Origin of the sequence: Clostridium sp. AF23-6LB, assembly GCF_003461085.1 — a bacterium.
In the GTDB taxonomy this organism is placed as follows: domain Bacteria; phylum Bacillota; class Clostridia; order Lachnospirales; family Lachnospiraceae; genus Coprococcus; species Coprococcus ammoniilyticus.
This window is the reverse complement of the sequence record NZ_QTWK01000001.1, coordinates 220,949-238,735: the sequence shown is the minus strand read 5'-3', so window position 1 is coordinate 238,735 and position 17,787 is coordinate 220,949. Positions and strand designations below refer to the sequence as shown.

The 17,787-nt window shown below is 42.1% G+C and carries 12 protein-coding genes and 1 tRNA gene; 9 read left to right on the top strand and 4 right to left on the bottom strand.

The features are described 5' to 3' along the window. The first annotated feature begins 5 nt into the window (after window positions 1-5). From lgt to DWY07_RS00980, 5 genes are all read left to right on the top strand, one after another. Complete coding sequence (lgt, locus tag DWY07_RS01000) at window positions 6-986, top strand: prolipoprotein diacylglyceryl transferase (protein ID WP_117821956.1); 981 nt, start codon at window positions 6-8, stop codon at window positions 984-986. A 127-nt stretch (window positions 987-1,113) separates the two neighbouring features. Further along, a tRNA-Gly gene (locus DWY07_RS00995) sits at window positions 1,114-1,185 on the top strand. 567 nt (window positions 1,186-1,752) lie between these two features. Continuing rightward, a complete protein-coding gene (locus DWY07_RS00990) occupies window positions 1,753-3,798 on the top strand; it encodes an LTA synthase family protein (protein WP_117821955.1) in 2,046 nt (681 codons plus the stop codon). Between the two features lie 172 nt (window positions 3,799-3,970). Further along, on the top strand, window positions 3,971-5,422 hold the full coding sequence (guaB, locus tag DWY07_RS00985; protein WP_008401827.1) for an IMP dehydrogenase: 1,452 nt from the start codon (window positions 3,971-3,973) through the stop codon (window positions 5,420-5,422). A gap of 182 nt (window positions 5,423-5,604) precedes the next feature. Continuing rightward, window positions 5,605-6,543 carry a tRNA-dihydrouridine synthase family protein gene (locus tag DWY07_RS00980; RefSeq protein WP_242997283.1) on the top strand — a complete coding sequence of 313 codons (939 nt, stop codon included), beginning with the start codon at window positions 5,605-5,607 and terminating at the stop codon, window positions 6,541-6,543. Between the two features lie 122 nt (window positions 6,544-6,665). Here the strand turns inward: DWY07_RS00980 and DWY07_RS00975 are convergent, their stop codons facing one another. Further along, window positions 6,666-8,054 carry a TrpB-like pyridoxal phosphate-dependent enzyme gene (locus DWY07_RS00975; protein ID WP_117821953.1) on the bottom strand — a complete coding sequence of 463 codons (1,389 nt, stop codon included), beginning with the start codon at window positions 8,052-8,054 and terminating at the stop codon, window positions 6,666-6,668. 962 nt (window positions 8,055-9,016) lie between these two features. Here DWY07_RS00975 and aspS point away from each other — a divergent pair. The 3 genes from aspS (at window position 9,017) to DWY07_RS00960 (ending at window position 12,321) form a co-directional block, all read left to right on the top strand. Then, a complete protein-coding gene (aspS, locus tag DWY07_RS00970; RefSeq protein ID WP_117821952.1) occupies window positions 9,017-10,768 on the top strand; it encodes an aspartate--tRNA ligase in 1,752 nt (583 codons plus the stop codon). Window positions 10,769-10,860: 92 nt separating this feature from the next. Continuing rightward, the gene (locus DWY07_RS00965) at window positions 10,861-11,703 is read left to right on the top strand and encodes a pyridoxamine kinase (protein WP_117821951.1); all 843 of its coding nucleotides are present in this window, start codon (window positions 10,861-10,863) and stop codon (window positions 11,701-11,703) included. Window positions 11,704-11,718: 15 nt separating this feature from the next. Beyond that, window positions 11,719-12,321 (top strand): TIGR04100 family radical SAM protein, encoded by a 603-nt coding sequence (locus DWY07_RS00960; protein WP_117821950.1) that lies wholly within the window; start codon window positions 11,719-11,721, stop codon window positions 12,319-12,321. 129 nt (window positions 12,322-12,450) lie between these two features. Here DWY07_RS00960 and typA read toward each other — a convergent pair whose 3' ends face one another. Further along, window positions 12,451-14,289 (bottom strand): translational GTPase TypA, encoded by a 1,839-nt coding sequence (gene typA, locus DWY07_RS00955; RefSeq protein WP_117821949.1) that lies wholly within the window; start codon window positions 14,287-14,289, stop codon window positions 12,451-12,453. A gap of 215 nt (window positions 14,290-14,504) precedes the next feature. Between typA and DWY07_RS00950 the strand changes: the two genes are divergently transcribed. Continuing rightward, window positions 14,505-15,812: a Na+/H+ antiporter NhaC family protein gene (locus DWY07_RS00950; RefSeq protein WP_117821948.1), complete on the top strand. Its 1,308-nt coding sequence runs from the start codon at window positions 14,505-14,507 to the stop codon at window positions 15,810-15,812. Between the two features lie 98 nt (window positions 15,813-15,910). Here DWY07_RS00950 and hslO read toward each other — a convergent pair whose 3' ends face one another. Further along, window positions 15,911-16,786, bottom strand: a complete 876-nt coding sequence (gene hslO / locus DWY07_RS00945) for an Hsp33 family molecular chaperone HslO (protein WP_117807329.1) — start codon at window positions 16,784-16,786, stop codon at window positions 15,911-15,913. 171 nt (window positions 16,787-16,957) lie between these two features. Beyond that, a complete protein-coding gene (locus DWY07_RS00940) occupies window positions 16,958-17,731 on the bottom strand; it encodes a class I SAM-dependent methyltransferase (RefSeq protein ID WP_117807330.1) in 774 nt (257 codons plus the stop codon). Between the last annotated feature and the right edge of the window lie 56 nt (window positions 17,732-17,787).

The window sequence follows — 17,787 nt, the reverse complement described above, 5'->3', positions numbered from 1 at the left end:
AGAAAATGGAAACAATTTCAGAATATTTTAACAGTATTATCTTTCCGCATTTGGGAATCTTCCTGAAGCATGTAGGTGATCATATATCCATTGGCAGCTTTGAGATCCGGTTTTACGGTATCATCATTATGTGTGGATTTATCCTTGCCTACTTCCTTGTGACAAATGAAGCGAAACGAACAGGGCAGGATCCGGAAATGTATCTGGACTTTATCCTGATCCTGATCATTCCGGTAATCTTAGGCGCAAGAATTTATTATATATTGTTCCGGCTGGATCAGTATATAGTGGCGGGAAATATAAAAGAAACCATCCTTGGCATGTTAAATATCAGAGGTGGCGGACTTGCGATCTATGGTGGTGTAATTGCTGGTGTTATTACCGGATGCATCTTTGCGAAGAAGCGGAAGGTAAATGTGCTTCGGCTTGCCGACACAGCAGCGTTTGGTCTGCTGATCGGACAGATCCTTGGACGCTGGGGCAATTTCTTCAACAGGGAGGCGTTTGGTGCGTATACAGATTCTGTATTTGCGATGGGAATCCCTCTTGATTATTACAGACATGAAGGAACACTAAACAGTCTGATCAACAGTGGAGTGATCTCAGATACCATGCTTGCAAATACACAGACACTTCATGGTATGGAATGTATAACAGTACATCCTACGTTCCTGTATGAGTCACTCTGGAATCTGATGTTGCTGATCTTTCTTCTTATATATAGAAAGCATCAGAAGTTTACAGGTGAATTCGCATTTATCTATGTAGCAGGCTATGGACTTGGAAGATGTATCGTTGAAGGACTTCGTACAGATTCCTTAATGATCGGCAATTCCGGTATCCGTGTATCACAGCTTCTTGGATTTGCATGCTTTTTAGTTGGTGCAGTTGTGCTCATCGTTGGCTATGTTCGCAGAGCAAAAGGGCAGTTGCAGACCATTGAAAATGAGTCTGTTCAGGCGCCTTCAGAGGATGAAAACAACTAGGCTCAATGCGGTAATTCATTGCGTGAAAAAAATATTTAAAAAAGTTGAAAAAAGTTGTTGACAGATACAACGTCTTATGATAACATATCCATTGTTGTGAGGCAAACAAATCACAACAATGGAAAATGCGCGAGTGGCTCAGCGGTGGAGCACCTCCTTGCCAAGGAGGGGGTCGCGGGTTCGATCCCCGTCTCGCGCTCTTATTATTTTATAGGAAGTCTTATTTAAGACTTCCTATTTTTATGTAGCAAAGGTTTTGAAACCAACCATATGAGCCACTGCCATTTATCAGAAAAACAGTAGCATAGACGACTGACTTTCGATGATCCGATGCTGGAACGCCTGGCACAACGAATTTATCGTGCCCGGCGTTCCATGCAGATCGGATCGGAATCGAAAGGAGGAGAGTCATGCGTGTTTTACGATAAATGGCAGTGGCTCATTTGGGCTCAAAGTCTTAATCATCTTAAGAATCCTAAAGAAGATTTAATAATTGTTTTATTGTAGTTTCCTCCGAAATATGATATTTTCCATCATATAAAGCATTCCCAAAGATATAGATAGAAGAAAAGTAAGTAAAAATTACGCAAAAAATGAAAAAATGAGGTAATTATTTGTAAAATTTGCGGATTGAATAAAAAGAAAGGAATGCTATAATGAAACCGGTTTAATCTTATTCTGAAATTACCGGTTTATGAATAAGATAACAGGATTGCATTAAGTATTTGGTTAGTGGTTGCCGAATCACGGCAGAATGGAGTTTTAGATGAAAGACAAATTGAAGAAATTGTGTAGTACAGCTATATTCCAGTGTGTTGCGATTGCAATTGTGCTGGATATTATTTTGGAGATATTGGGAAGACACTCATTTATCAATACGATGAAATATATTGTGAATGAACCATTGGTGTTCCTGTATAACTGTTCCATTATCTTTTTTACTTTGACATTGGCACTGCTGATGCGTAAGAGAGTGTTTGGTTATGGTATTATTTCATTTGCATGGCTGCTTTGTGGTGTAACGAACTGTATTGTTTTAGGTTTTCGTATCACTCCGTTTTCAGCGATCGATATGCTGATGGCGAGAAATACGATCACCATCATTGATAAGTATTTCTCAGTATGGCAGATTGTATTCATCGGTGCAGCGTTATTTGTTGCACTGGCAGCGGTTATCATATTGTTCTTAAAATCCCCGACAATCCAGGGAAATATTTACAGGATTCGTACAACGGTTCTGATCGTTGCATCTTTTTGTATGGTTATGCTGTTTACAAAGATTGCATTAAATGCGCAGGCAATCTCGGATAACTTTGCAAATCTGGCAACAGCATATGATAAATATGGTTTTGTATATTGCTTTTCAAACAGTGTAGTGGATGTCGGAATCAGCGAGCCGTCAGATTACAGTGAAGAAAAGATGTTTGAGATCAAGGATGAACTGGATACGGTGAAAGCTTCGGGAGCAAAATTTGCAAAGAGAAAGCCAAACGTAATTGTAGTTCAGTTGGAATCTTTCATGGATCCATCTTATGTAAAAGAATTATCTTTTAATATGAATCCGATTCCGAATTTCACAAAATTAAAAGAAGAATGTTCGTCCGGTTTCCTTACGATGCCTGCAATCGGAGCGGGAACGGCAAATTCGGAATTTGAGGTGCTTTCCGGATTTGATGTGGCATACTTCGGTGCTGGTGAATATCCATATAAGACGGTACTTGGAAGCACAACCTGTGAGACGATGGCGACACAGTTTAAAAAGCTTGGTTATTCTACTCATGCGATGCATAACCATGACGGTACATTCTATGACCGTTATATCGTATACAAGAATCTTGGCTTTGATACATTTACCCCTATGGAATACATGTATGACGTAGAGCATACCCAGAAAAACTGGGAAAAGGATAATGTACTGACCGGAGAGATCATGAAGACCCTGAAATCTACAGAGGACAGGGATTTTATCTTCACGGTCAGTGTTCAGGGACATGGAAGATATCCGAGTGAATTAGATTATGAGAATTATTCTTATCCGGTAAAAGTAACAGGTACGGGAAGTGAAGAACTGGACAATGAATGGACATATTATTGCAATCAGCTTCATGAGATGGATGAATTTATCAAGGATTTAATTGAAGAACTGAAGAATTATGATGAAGATGTAGTACTGGTAATGTATGGTGATCATTTACCGGGATTTGAACTGACAAATGATGACGTAGAGAATGGAAATTTGTACCAGACGGAATATTTCATATGGAGCAATATGAAGCATTTCATTGATAAAGATGAAGACATTCCGGCTTATGATCTGAGTACGAAGCTGTTTGATGTGATCGGACTTGAAAAGAGTGCCATGCAGAAGGTGCATACACTTTACAGCGAAGATGATCCTGAATACAGCGATGTAATGTGGAATGTAGAATATGATATGTTATACGGTAAGCGATATATGTATCCGGATGGCTGGCCATATGAGCCTACCGATATGCAGTATGGTGTAGAACCAATCTATATTACGGATATAAAAGAAGGCGATTATCAGAAATTGTCCGATAACCCGGAGAAAGCGCCGGAGCAGCTCCATGGATATTATATCAAGGGTGAGAATTTCAATGAATGCAGTTTTGTTTGGATCAACAACGGATTCAAGAAGGAAACAATCTATATAGACCGGAATACTCTGTTTATTCCTGATATCACGTTTGACGATGGCGAGGAAGTCTATGTTGCTCAGGTTGGTGATGACAGCATTGATATCGGAAAGTCGGAAGCGTTTATTTATCAGGCTCCGGTAGCAGAAAATTAAAGATAACTGATAATTTCTCATAAAAAAGAAATTTTTTGGTAATAAATAATCTTGACATTAAATAGGTTATTTGATAGCATAGCATCATATATTTTGGATATAACAGGAGCGTTCGTTTGAATGCTCCTGTTATATCAACTTACAAATAAAAAAAAGAAAGTGAGAGAAAAAAATGGGTAAGATCATAGGCGAAGGAATTACATTTGATGACGTATTATTAGTACCTGCATATTCTGAGGTGCTTCCAAATGACGTGGATTTAACAACTAACTTAACAAAGAAAATACAGCTTCAGATTCCTCTTATGAGTGCCGGTATGGATACCGTAACAGAGCACAGAATGGCTATCGCTATGGCTCGTCAGGGTGGTATCGGTGTTATTCACAAAAATATGTCAATCGAGGAGCAGGCAGAGGAAGTAGATAAGGTTAAGCGTTCTGAGAATGGTGTAATTTCTGACCCATTTTATTTATCTCCTGAGCATACACTTGCCGATGCAAATGCACTTATGGCAAAGTTCAGAATTTCAGGTGTGCCTATCACAGAGGATGGCAAATTAGTCGGTATCATTACAAACCGTGACCTGATGTTTGAAGAAGATTATTCCAAGAAGATCAGCGAGTCAATGACTTCAGAAGGTCTGATCACAGCAAAGGAAGGCATTACATTACCGGAAGCAAAGAAGATTCTTGCAAAGGCTCGCAAAGAAAAGCTTCCGATCGTTGACGATGATTTCAGATTAAAAGGACTTATCACAATTAAGGATATTGAAAAGACGATCAAATATCCACATTCTGCTAAGGATCCACAGGGAAGACTTCTCTGTGCAGCAGCCGTTGGATGTACAGCAAATATTCTGGATCGTGTCGCTGAACTTGTATCAGCAAAGGTTGATGCTATTGTTATTGATACAGCACATGGGCATTCAGCAAATGTACTTCGTACTTTCAAGATGGTAAAGGAGAAGTATCCGGATCTTCAGGTTATCGCCGGTAATGTAGCGACTAAGGCCGGTACACAGGCAATGATCGATATGGGTGTAGATGCAGTTAAGATTGGTATCGGACCTGGTTCTATCTGTACAACTCGTGTTGTAGCAGGTATCGGTGTTCCGCAGATTACAGCTATTATGGAAGCATATGATGCAGCCATGAATGCAGGTATTCCTGTTATCGCTGATGGTGGTATCAAGTATTCAGGTGATATCACAAAGGCAATTGCAGCAGGTGCAAACGTATGTATGATGGGTAGCTTATTTGCAGGTACAGATGAAGCTCCTGGTGACTTCGAATTATATCAGGGACGTAAGTACAAGGTATACAGAGGTATGGGTTCTATCGCAGCTATGGAGAACGGCAGCAAGGACAGATACTTCCAGGAGAATGCAAAGAAGCTTGTTCCGGAAGGAGTAGAAGGACGTGTTGCATACAAGGGTTCTGTAGAAGATACTGTATTCCAGTTGATCGGCGGACTTCGTTCCGGTATGGGATACTGTGGTGCTCATAACATTCCTGAATTACATGAGAAAGCAGAGTTTGTTAAGATCTCAGCAGCGTCATTAAAAGAGAGTCATCCACATGATATCCATATCACAAAGGAAGCTCCAAACTACAGTGTAGAGTAATAAAAGTATATAATAGAAATATAAGTCAGAATATAGCCGGTGAGAATATGCAGATAACATATATCACTGGCTATATTTGAGTACTGAGTTTGACGACTGCTGTGATGACATAAAAGTATAAGAAGTCTGTGTCTGCGATTATCATGATGACATATGTTTTAATAATTGGAAGGAGAATTAAGATGCTCTATCTGGCACCTTTAGAGGGGATAACCGGATATATATACAGAAATGCATACCAGAAATATTTTGGAGGAATCGATCGGTATTTTACGCCTTTTATAGCTCCTGCAAAGGGGAAACCGTTCAGACATCGTGAGCTGGCGGATGTTCGCCCTGAACATAATACGGGCATAATGGTGATCCCACAGATTCTGACGAATCATTCAGAAGGCTTTATAAAAGCGGCAAAAGCTTTAGTTGATATGGGATATGATGAGATCAATATAAACATGGGTTGTCCTTCCGGTACGGTTGTTTCAAAAGGAAAAGGTTCAGGAATGCTGGCAGATCCCACAAAGCTGGATCATTTCCTTGAGGAGATATTTGCAGCCGATATCTGCAAAATATCGGTAAAGACCAGACTGGGAATGGAATTTGCAGATGAATTCCCGGATATACTGGATGTATTAATGAAATATCCATTTACCGAAGTGATCATTCATCCAAGAACCAGAGAAGATTATTATGGTGGCAGCGTAGATCTTGCTATGTTCGATCTGGCAGTAGAACGATACGGAGAGCAGACAGAAAGTGTCCTTTGCTATAATGGTGATATTACCGATGTTGCCGGCTATAAAAATATTCAGAAACGATATCCACAGGTTGATAAGATCATGATCGGACGTGGAATCATAGGAAATCCGTTTCTTCCACAGGAGATTGCAGAACAGAGGTGCTGCTATAACGCAGGAATCCTTCTGGCATTCCACGATGAACTGTTTGCCGGTTATATGGAAGCAGGGCTTGGGGCGAGAAATGTCATGTTTAAGATGAAAGAGTTGTGGTCGTTTATGGGATGTCTCTTTGAAGCTCCCGACCAGCAGAAGATATTAAAAAAGATCCGCAAAGCCAACGATCCGGATACCTACAACACCGAAGTCCGGAAGCTGTTGCGGTAATGAAGAAAACAGAATAAAAATGAAAAAAGATATTAGCATGAAGTATATCCTATAAGTTGAATACTAGAAAAAGGAAGCTGACAATACTATGTATTGCCAGCTTCCTTTTTTATAGGGGAAGTTTAGAACTCATTTCCGGGAAAATGAGGGATTCCGTCAAAACCTGCCTTCAAATCTTCGTCGGTAGGAATATAATCGCTCATCTCACCATCGTTATATTTGCCGTAAGCCACCATATCAAAGTATCCGGTTCCGGTCAGACCAAAGACGATCGTCTTTTCTTCTCCGGTTTCTTTACATTTCAGTGCCTCGTCGATAGCAACTCGGATCGCGTGGCTGCTTTCAGGAGCAGGAAGAATACCTTCCACTCTTGCAAATTGGGTTGCTGCTTCAAATACTGCTGTCTGTTCAACGCTTCTGGCTTCAATGATGCCATCATGATAGAGCTGGGATACAACCGGGCTCATACCGTGATAACGAAGTCCGCCTGCATGGTTTGGTGAAGGAATGAATCCGCTTCCGAGGGTGTACATCTTTGCCAGTGGACATACCTTGCCGGTATCACAGAAATCATAGGCATAGACACCCCTTGTCAGACTTGGGCAGGATGCCGGTTCTACAGCGATGATCTGGTAGTTCTTCTCGCCACGGAGAACCTCGCCTGCAAATGGGGAGATCAGACCACCGAGGTTTGAACCGCCGCCGGCACATCCGATGATGATATCCGGTGTGATGTTATATTTGTCAAGTGCTGCTTTTGTTTCAAGACCGATAACAGTCTGGTGAAGTAATACCTGATTCAGTACACTTCCGAGTACATAACGATAGCCTTCCTGCTTGGACTCTGCTTCAACAGCTTCTGAGATGGCACAGCCAAGGCTTCCGGTTGTTCCAGGATGCTCAGCAAGGATCTTGCGGCCAACCTCTGTTGTGGTACTAGGAGATGGAGTTACGGTTGCACCGTAGGTACGCATAACTTCACGACGGAATGGCTTCTGTTCATAGGAAACCTTAACCATATATACCTGACAGTCCAGACCAAAGTAGGAGCATGCCATAGAGAGGGCGGTTCCCCACTGACCGGCACCGGTCTCGGTTGTAACACCCTTTAAACCCTGCTGCTTAGCATAATAAGCCTGAGCGATAGCGGAGTTTAATTTGTGGCTGCCGCTTGTGTTGTTTCCTTCAAATTTGTAGTAGATCTTAGCTGGTGTCTGCAGTTTTTCTTCCAGACAGTATGCACGAACCAGTGGAGCAGGACGGTACATTTTATAGAAGTCCTGAATTTCCTGTGGAATCGGGATGTATGGAGTGGTGTCATCCAGCTCCTGCGCGATCAGTTCGTCACAGAATACAGGACGAAGATCATCGGCTGTCATTGGCTGAAGTGTTCCCGGATTTAACAGAGGTGCCGGCTTGTTCTTCATATCGGCACGTACGTTATACCACTCTTTTGGGATCTCGTTTTCACTTAAATAGATTTTGTAAGGAATGTTTGCATCTTTTTTCATAATCATAACCCTCCAATGCTTGATTCATTTGTATAAATAGTTTAAGTTATCCCGGTTATCTTTGATGGGATATATAAATATGTTCCGGGGAATTTTATAATGTCATGCATTTTGCAAAATCATCATCCTTGTGGGCAAAGAATTTTGCATGGATTTGTGATAGATGTTAAGACATAAAAAAACTGCCCCAGTATAAAAATGCTGGGACAGGAGATTGTTCATTAGAAACTGTTTCCTGCGGTGCCACCCGGCTTGACGTATCAGATACGCCCGCTCATTGTCTGCAAATACATACATTACAGATATCTCGTTCTTAACGGAGTATCATCTCCGGCTTACATACAGAATGCATATACAGGAATCGTACCACATCGTTCAGCTTGCCCTCGGGAGTCCATTCCATCATGGAAAACATACTGCCTTCCACCGGCGGCAGCTCTCTGGGATGTTTGTCACATCATGTACTTACTCTCCTTCAACGGTTTAAAGCAATACTAGCATAATTGTTTTTATGTGGCAAGTATTTTTTTATGAATGGGGGTGTATTTTTAAAAAAAGTCCGTTGACAAGCCATTTTCCCTGCTATATAATTGACACATTGAAAAGGCGAAGACGGAGAGAAGTAGCGCTTTTTATCGCTCCCAGAGAGTCGGCGGTGGTGAGAATCCGGCAGAATGAATAAGCGTGAATAACACTCTAACAGCTGCAAGCTGAACCCGTGAAGAAGACATTTGCAGAGATGACCGGAAAATGCGAGATGGTTGTTCTGCGAAATGGACCTCACAGTAGTAGGTGCGCCGCAATTGTGCGTGAAACAAGGAAAGGGACTGTCAGATAAGAGACAGTAAATCAGGTGGTACCGCGGATATGAATTATGTTCGTCCTGGATGCAGGGCAGGCATAGTTCTTTTTTTATGCAACCTGTGAAATATAAAAATCAGTCAAAGGAGATAATGCAGACAATGACCATTTCAAACATTTATCGTAACAGAACCTTAAATGAGATCAGCGAAAGCGACGTTGGCGCAGAGCTGAAGGTGGCAGGATGGATCGAGAACATCCGTGACCATGGTGGTGTATCCTTCATCGACCTGAGAGATATGTATGGTGTTCTTCAGGTAGTTATGAGAGACACTTCATTATTAGATGGACTTACAAAAGAGGATTGTGTATCCATCTCAGGTGTGATCGAGCACAGAGATGAGGAGACATACAATCCAAAGATCCCGACAGGAACGATCGAACTGGAGGCACATTCCGTAGAAGTGCTTGGAAGAGTATACAAGCAGGTTCCGTTTGAGATCATGACATCCAAGGAGACAAGAGAAGATGTCCGACTCAAATACAGATATCTGGATCTTAGAAATAAAAAAGTAAAGGATAATATGATCTTCCGTTCACAGGTGATCAGCTTCCTTCGTCAGAAGATGACAGAGATGGGATTCTTGGAGATCCAGACACCGATTCTGTGTGCTTCATCACCGGAAGGTGCAAGAGACTATATTGTTCCATCCAGAAAATTTAAAGGCAAGTTCTATGCTCTGCCACAGGCTCCACAGCAGTACAAGCAGCTTCTGATGGTTGCAGGATTTGACAAATACTTCCAGATCGCACCATGCTTCCGTGACGAGGATGCAAGAGCAGACCGTTCACCGGGTGAGTTCTATCAGCTCGATTTTGAGATGAGCTTTGCAACACAGGAAGATGTATTTAAAGTAGGAGAGGAAGTCCTCTCAGCAACATTTGAGAAATTTGCACCGGAAGGCTCTGTTGTAACACAGGCTCCTTATCCGATCATCAGCTATAAGCAGGCAATGTTAGAATTCGGTACGGATAAGCCGGATCTTCGTAACCCGCTTCGTATCATCGATCTGACAGATTTCTTCCAGAGATGTACATTTAAGCCATTCCACGGCAAGACTGTACGTGCGATCAATGTACCGAAGAAACTGTCAAAGGGACAGCATGAGAAGCTCTTAAAGTATGCTCAGTCTATCGGTATGGGTGGTCTTGGATATCTGGAAGTTCTGGACGATATGACATACAAGGGACCAATCGATAAGTTCATTCCGGATGATATGAAGAGCGAGATCGCAGAGCTTGCAAATCTGAAAGCAGGAGATACTATCTTCTTCATTGCCGATGTAGAAGAACTGGCAGCTTCCTTTGCTGGACAGCTTCGTAATGAGATCGGTGCAAGACTTGATATGATCGAGAAGAATGCATACAGATTCTGCTATATTAACGATTTCCCTATGTACGAGTACGATAAGGAAACAAAGAAGATCATCTTTACACATAATCCGTTCTCCATGCCACAGGGTGGTCTGGAAGCTCTAAATGAGAAGAATCCGTTAGATGTTCTCGCATACCAGTATGATATCGTATGCAATGGTATCGAGCTTTCATCCGGTGCTGTCAGAAATCACGACATGCAGATTATGGTAAAAGCATTTGAGATCGCAGGATACACAGAAGAAGATCTGAAGACAAAGTTTGGAGCACTTTACAATGCATTCCAGTTTGGCGCACCACCACATGCAGGTATGGCTCCTGGTGTTGATCGTATGATCATGCTCCTTCGTAATGAAGAAAATATTCGTGAGATCATTCCGTTCCCTATGAACGGAAATGCACAGGATCTGATGTGTGGCGCTCCTGGTGAGGTTACAGAGCAGCAGCTCCGTGAGGTTCATATCAAGGTAAGACAGTAACAGAGGAAATCAGGTATTTATGTATAAGATGACCGGATAGAAGATTATTTTGATATACACCCAAGATTTTATGTTAGAAAGGTGCATAAGATATGCAGGGTTCGCATAATAACCAGAAAAAGATAGCAGTTATAAATGATTACTCAGGATTTGGACGCTGTTCCATAGCAGTAGCAATGCCGATTATTTCTGTAATGAAGGTTCAGTGCTGTCCGGTTCCGACGTCGATTTTTTCCAATCATACGGGGTTTGACAGCTTCTATTATGAAGATTTTACAGATCATATGCAGAGGTATATCGATGAATGGAAGAAGCTGGATCTGCAGTTTTCCGGTGTCTGTACCGGATTCCTGGGTTCCAGTGAACAGATCAGTATAGTGGAACGGTTCCTTACGGATTTTAAAAGACCGGAGACAAAGGTGATCGTGGATCCGGTAATGGGTGACTATGGCAAACCATATCCGACCTATACAGACGAACTGTGCCAGCAGATGAAAAAGCTGGTGCGGTTTGCTGATATCCTTACTCCAAATACCACAGAGGCATGTGTTCTGACGGATACACCATATAAGGATGACTGGCATATGGATGAACTGAAAGCTATGGCGGAGAAGCTGGTAGCACAGTCAGAGAGCAGACAGGCAAAAGTTGTGATAACAGGAATCAGGCGGGGAAGCTTCCTTGCTAACTTCTGCTATGAAAATGAAAAAGTAACCGTTGTGAAGACAAAGAAGATCGGAGAGTCGCGCTCCGGTACCGGAGATGTCTTTTCGGCGATTCTTGCGGCGGATGCCGTAAATAATGTAGATTTTACAGAATCAGTTAAGAAGGCAAGTGTATTTATTAAAGAATGTATCAAACGTTCCGTTGAGATGGAGCTTCCATTGACCGATGGAGTGTGTTTTGAGGAATGTCTGTACAAGCTTGCCAGATAACAGGAGGCGAATAGTATGGAGATATTATATAAAGTTCATAATAATCTGTATGTAAATCTGACAAATAAATGCCCATGTGCATGTACATTCTGTCTCAGACAGAACATGGATCATGTTGGTGAATCAAAGAGTCTGTGGTTAGAGAGGGAACCATCAGCAGAAGAAGTGATTGCTGAATTTGCAAAATTCGATATGAGCCGGTTTAATGAGGTTGTGTTCTGTGGATTCGGAGAACCGACGGAAGCCTTTGAGGTGTTGAAGAAGGTTGCGGCATTTGTAAAGGAGACTTATCATATGCCGATGCGTTTGAATACGAATGGACTGGGAAATCTTGTAAATGGCAGAGATATCACACCGGAGATGGAAGGCCTGATCGATACGGTATCGATCAGCTTGAATACGCCGAATGCAGATCGGTATCATGAACTGGTCAGAAGTAAGTTTGGAGATAAATCCTTTGATGCGATGCTTGACTTTGCAAGAAGTTCTACAAAGTATGTACCAAATGTAGTTATGACGACTGTAGATACCACGATTACAAAAGAGGAAGAGGAAGAATGCCGGAGAATCTGTGATTCGATCGGTGCAAAATACAGAATCCGCCCATGGGAGGATTAATAAATCTGATAAGAAAAGCTCTGTATGAAAATACAGGGCTTTTCTTGTTATCCTACAAATAAAAGACCGCAGGTAGCGATCAGACTGCCTGCGGTCTTACTGTAATATTTATTATTATAACATAAATGCTTATTTATTTCCGGCATCTCTCTTAGCACGGAAACGAAGTGTAGGATCAAGGATCTTCTTACGGATACGGAAGCTCTTAGGAGTGATCTCAAGAAGCTCATCTGTATCGATGAAGTCAAGTGCCTGCTCCAGACTGAGTACCTTAGGAGGTGTCAGCTTTAATGCATCATCAGCACCGGAAGAACGGGTGTTGGTCAACTGTTTCTTCTTGCAGACATTTACTTCGATATCATCGGTACGTCCATTTTCACCGATAACCATTCCGGCATATACAGGTTCACCTGGTCCGATGAACAGTGTACCTCTTTCCTGTGCATTGAACAGACCATAAGTGATAGAAGTACCGGTCTCGTATGCAATCAGAGAACCCTGTGAACGATAGTTCATATCACCCTTATATGGGAGATATTCATCAAAGATCGTATTGATAACACCATTTCCCTTTGTAGCGGTCATGAAGTCACCACGGAAACCGATCAGTCCACGGGAAGGTACAAGGAACTCCAGTCTGGTTGTACCGTTTCCGGTAGGAGCCATACCCTGAAGTTCACCCTTTCTGGAATTTAACATATTAATAACTGTTCCGGTAAATTCATCCGGAACATCGATATATGCAATCTCAAATGGTTCAAGCTTCTTACCGCGTTCGTCTGTCTTATAGATAACTTCGGCTTTGCTGACTGCAAATTCATATCCTTCACGTCTCATGTTCTCGATCAGGACGGATAAGTGAAGTTCGCCACGACCGGATACCTTGAAAGCTTCTGTTGTCTCTGTTTCTTCTACACGGAGACTGACATCTGTATTTAATTCACGGAACAATCTGTCACGTAAATGTCTGGAGGTTACAAACTTTCCTTCCTTACCGGCGAAAGGAGAATCATTTACCATGAATGTCATGGAAATAGTTGGCTCTGAAATTTTCTGGAATGGGATTGGTTCCGGATTTTCAGGAGAACAGATCGTATCACCGATATTAACATCTGCAATACCGGAGATGGCTACGATCGATCCGATGTCTGCTTCATTTACTTCTACTTTATTCAGACCCTCGTAAACATAGAGCTTACCGATTTTAACCTTTAACATTCTGTCAGGGTCGTGTTCATTTACAATAACAACAGGCTCATTTACAACGACCTTACCGTTGTCAACCTTGCCAACACCGATACGGCCTACATATTCATTGTAGTCGATCGTGCTGATCAGAACCTGTGTACCTGCATCCGGATCACCGGTAGGAGCAGGAATATAATCAACGATGGTATCAAATAGTGGCTTCATATCTGTACCCGGTTCATCTGGATCAAGAGAAGCAACACCTGTCTTTGCTGATGCAAATACAAATGGGCAGTCAAGCTGATCGTCATTTGCATCCAATTCGATCAGAAGCTCAAGAACTTCATCTACAACCTCTTTAGGACGAGCTTCAGGACGGTCACATTTATTTACACATACAATAACACTGAGGTTCAGCTCCAATGCTTTCTTCAGAACGAATTTGGTCTGTGGCATGGCACCTTCGAAAGCATCAACAACAAGAATAACACCATTTACCATCTTCAGGACACGTTCTACTTCACCACCGAAATCAGCATGTCCCGGAGTGTCGATAATGTTGATCTTTGTCTTACCATAACGGACGGCAGTGTTTTTGGAAAGAATCGTGATACCACGTTCACGTTCAATATCATTTGAGTCCATGACACGTTCGGTAACTTCCTGATTATCACGGAATACACCACTCTGTTTCAAAAGTTCATCCACTAATGTTGTTTTGCCATGGTCAACATGGGCAATAATCGCAACATTTCTGATATCATCTCTGGTAATCTTCATTTTTTTCACTCTTTCTTTATGATATTAAAATTACTTACAATACAACGTTTACCATTCTAGCATACGAAAAAAAGCATTTCAATGGAAATGATAGCCGAAAATTACACCAAAATATTCGGTAAAATGCGCCGAACTGTACAAAAATATGTTATTATTAGAAAGTATGACAGGCGGGAACGGTTCCTGCTAAATAAGTGATTTGGAGAGGTATTAAAATGAATGAGAAAAAGGGCAGAGCGATCGCACTGTTGCCGATCGGTGTATTTCTGGTATTGTATCTGGGACTTGGGATTATATTTGAATATGTGATGAAAATTCCGATGGGCTTTTATAATGTGCCTATCATCGTGGCATTTCTTGCAGCTATCCTGGTCGCATGTATCCAGAACCGGGAATTGGTATTTGATAAGAAGCTTGAGATTATGGCACAGGGAGTTGGGGACAAGAATATTATAACGATGCTGTTGATCTTCCTGGCAGCGGGTTCATTTGTCGGGGTAGTCGGAAGAAGCAGCGCCGAGAGCGTAGCATATTTTATGCTGACACTGATCCCGGCAAGATTTTCAGTAGCGGTTTTGTTTGTTGTTGCCTGCTTTGTATCAGTTGCTATGGGCACTTCAGTTGGAACGATCACATTGTTAACACCGATTGCTGTAGCAGTGTCGAGAGCGTCTGGCTTTGATATGGCATTTTGTGTTGCATCGGTTATGGGTGGAGCAATGTTTGGGGATAATCTTTCTTTTATCTCAGATACGACGATTGCGGCATGTAATGGACAGGGATGTGAGATGAAAGACAAATTCCGGGAGAATTTCTGGATCGCGTTTCCGGCAGCGGTTATAACGCTGATATTAATTCTTGTACTTTCATTTCAGACCGACATACAGGGTCAGGTCAGCCAGTCTTATAATCTGGTGCAGATCATACCGTATGTTCTGGTGTTGATCGGTGGAATTATAGGGCTGAATGTATTTATCGTATTACTTACGGGGATTGTATCCGGAGCATTTATTATGCTGATATGGGGACATACTGCACCTGTTGATCTTCTGACAAATATGGGTTCCGGTGTTTCCGGAATGTTTGAAACCTGTATGGTAGCAATATTAGTTGCGGCGTTATGTGCACTGATCCGGGAATATGGCGGTTTCGATGCACTTCTCAGTTGGATACACAGGATTTTTCGCGGAAAGAAAGGCGGACAGCTCGGAATGGGGTTGTTAGTCGGAACAATGGATATTGCAACTGCAAACAATACGGTAGCGATCGTTATGGCAAATCCGATTGCTGGAGAAATGGCACAGGAATATGGAATCTCTCCGAAGAAGACTGCCTCTTTGCTTGATACCTTTTCCTGCATCTTTCAAGGGATGATCCCATATGGTGCGCAGATGTTAGTTGCAATTGCCGCGGTAGGAGAACTGGGTGATTCCATTTCTGCTTTTCAGATCATGCCGAAGCTTTTTTATCCGATGTTCTTGCTGCTGACATCACTCGTTACCATAATAAGAAGTGATAAATAATAGAGACAATTCAAAGAATATAGAAAACGCTGATCTGTTCACATTGTCAATAAACTCTTTGGTAGTATTCACATAGGAACAGATCAGCGTTTTCTGTTTTATTTGCCAAGTAACATATTTTCCAGTTCCTCTGGTGAGAAGGTGTAAGAGGAGTTGCAGAACTGGCAGTTTACCTCGATCGGCTTATTGTCTGCGAGCAGATTTGCAATCTCCTTTTTACCGAGACTGATAACAGCCTGTGAGAAACGTTCCTTGCTGCAGTTGCAGTGCCACTTCGTAGGAATGGTATCGGTAACTTCTACATTATAGCCTTCAAAGATCTGCTTCACGATATCAAGCGGTTCCATACCCTGGTCGAGGAGAGCGGTAATGGATGTGAATTCACCCAGACGTTTTTCCAGATCAGAGATCAGTTCCTCGGATGCAAATGGCATAAGCTGAATGATAAAGCCACCGGCTTGTTTTACTGTGTTGTTCTTCTCCATCAGAACCCCTAAAGCTACAGAAGTTGGAATCTGTTCTGAGGTTGCAAAATAATATGTCAGGTCTTCTGCAATCTCACCTGAAACAAGCTGGGTCTGACCGATATAAGGCTCTTTTAAGCCGATATCCTTGATCACGGAGAGCACGCCCATATCAAGAGCTTTAGCGACATCCAGTTTTCCCTTATCATTTGCATGCAGGATAACCTCCGGATTGTTGACATAGCCTTTGACATTGCAGTGCGCATCAGCAGTCACTGTCAGTCCGCCGATCGGACCGCTGCACTGGATCTGGAGCGTCAGCAGATCGGAGTCGTTCTTACATGCAGCCCCCATCAATGCACCTGCAGTCAGCAGACGACCGAGGGCGGCAGTGGCAACCGGACTGGTATTGTGAATACTTCTTGCTGTTTCAACGATTTTCTTTGTGGTGCCGGCAAAGAAACGAACCTGTCCATCTGCCGCCATACCTCTGATAATATAATCACTCATATGTTATTCCTCGTTCTTTCTATATATAATGTAAAATATTGCACTTTTAAGGTGCCTTTTAAAAAATAATACCTGCATTTATAAAGTGCTGATTAATAACAAAATAATACTTGTATCTATAAAAGTAGTGCTTAATAATAAATTGATGACTAAAATCACTACGGCAGGAGATCAGATATATAATTTGCCTTCGTGATGTTTTTCTCTGGCTATCACATAGACACGTTCACTGTCATCGGTTGCTGGCGTGTGCGTAAATGCATCATACATGGCAAGAAGCTCCATACCTGCCTGTTCTACACAACGAATCATGTCCTCACAGGTCAGTCCGATCTGGTAATGGAATTCCTGCGTTTTTCGGTACAGGTCGTCATTCTCTTTCAGAAACAGGCTGAGTGCAAGCTCGTTGACATTCTGTTCCTCATCGTAATAATTATCCCAGATGAAGCTGACATTATCCCGGTCCTCAGCAATCACTGAATCTGCAACGACATCCCGGAAATAGTGTTTGGTCTTAAAGTCACAGATAAAGATGCCATCTGCTTCCAGATAATTATTTGCAAGAGAAAAAACGGTAGTGATCTGGTCTGTATTTGACAGATAGTTGATACTGTCACAGACACAGACAATGGCATTTACTGTTCCATATAATTCAAAGGAACACATATCCTGCTGGAGATACATAATGGATGAGAAACCATTCGCATTCTTTTTCTCGTTCGCAATCTCCAACATATCAGGAGATACATCAATTCCGATCATATCATAGCCAGCGGCGGCAAGCCCTTCCGTGATTGTTCCCGTTCCGCAACCAAGCTCGGCAACCAGCCCATCAGTGATATTATATTCATGAAGCAGACTGGTGATATAGGATATCCATTCATCGTAAGGAATGTTGTCCATCAGTTCGTCGTATACCTGTGCAAAGCTCGTATAGGCATCCATAGAAAAACCTCATTTCATAAAATCTCAATGCCATCATTATAAACATCTCCGAAAGG

Bases quoted from the DNA above. Each gene is read 5' to 3' on its own strand.
- DWY07_RS00975 (WP_117821953.1), bottom strand. From the start codon at position 8,054: ATGAAAAAAGATGCAAACATTCCTTACAAAATCTATTTAAGTGAAAAC.
- aspS (WP_117821952.1), top strand. From the start codon at position 9,017: ATGACCATTTCAAACATTTATCGTAACAGAACCTTAAATGAGATCAGC.
- DWY07_RS00990 (WP_117821955.1), top strand. From the start codon at position 1,753: ATGAAAGACAAATTGAAGAAATTGTGTAGTACAGCTATATTCCAGTGT.
- DWY07_RS00980 (WP_242997283.1), top strand. From the start codon at position 5,605: ATGCTCTATCTGGCACCTTTAGAGGGGATAACCGGATATATATACAGA.
- DWY07_RS00950 (WP_117821948.1), top strand. From the start codon at position 14,505: ATGAATGAGAAAAAGGGCAGAGCGATCGCACTGTTGCCGATCGGTGTA.
- guaB (WP_008401827.1), top strand. From the start codon at position 3,971: ATGGGTAAGATCATAGGCGAAGGAATTACATTTGATGACGTATTATTA.
- DWY07_RS00960 (WP_117821950.1), top strand. From the start codon at position 11,719: ATGGAGATATTATATAAAGTTCATAATAATCTGTATGTAAATCTGACA.
- lgt (WP_117821956.1), top strand. From the start codon at position 6: ATGGAAACAATTTCAGAATATTTTAACAGTATTATCTTTCCGCATTTG.
- hslO (WP_117807329.1), bottom strand. From the start codon at position 16,786: ATGAGTGATTATATTATCAGAGGTATGGCGGCAGATGGACAGGTTCGT.
- typA (WP_117821949.1), bottom strand. From the start codon at position 14,289: ATGAAGATTACCAGAGATGATATCAGAAATGTTGCGATTATTGCCCAT.
- DWY07_RS00965 (WP_117821951.1), top strand. From the start codon at position 10,861: ATGCAGGGTTCGCATAATAACCAGAAAAAGATAGCAGTTATAAATGAT.
- DWY07_RS00940 (WP_117807330.1), bottom strand. From the start codon at position 17,731: ATGGATGCCTATACGAGCTTTGCACAGGTATACGACGAACTGATGGAC.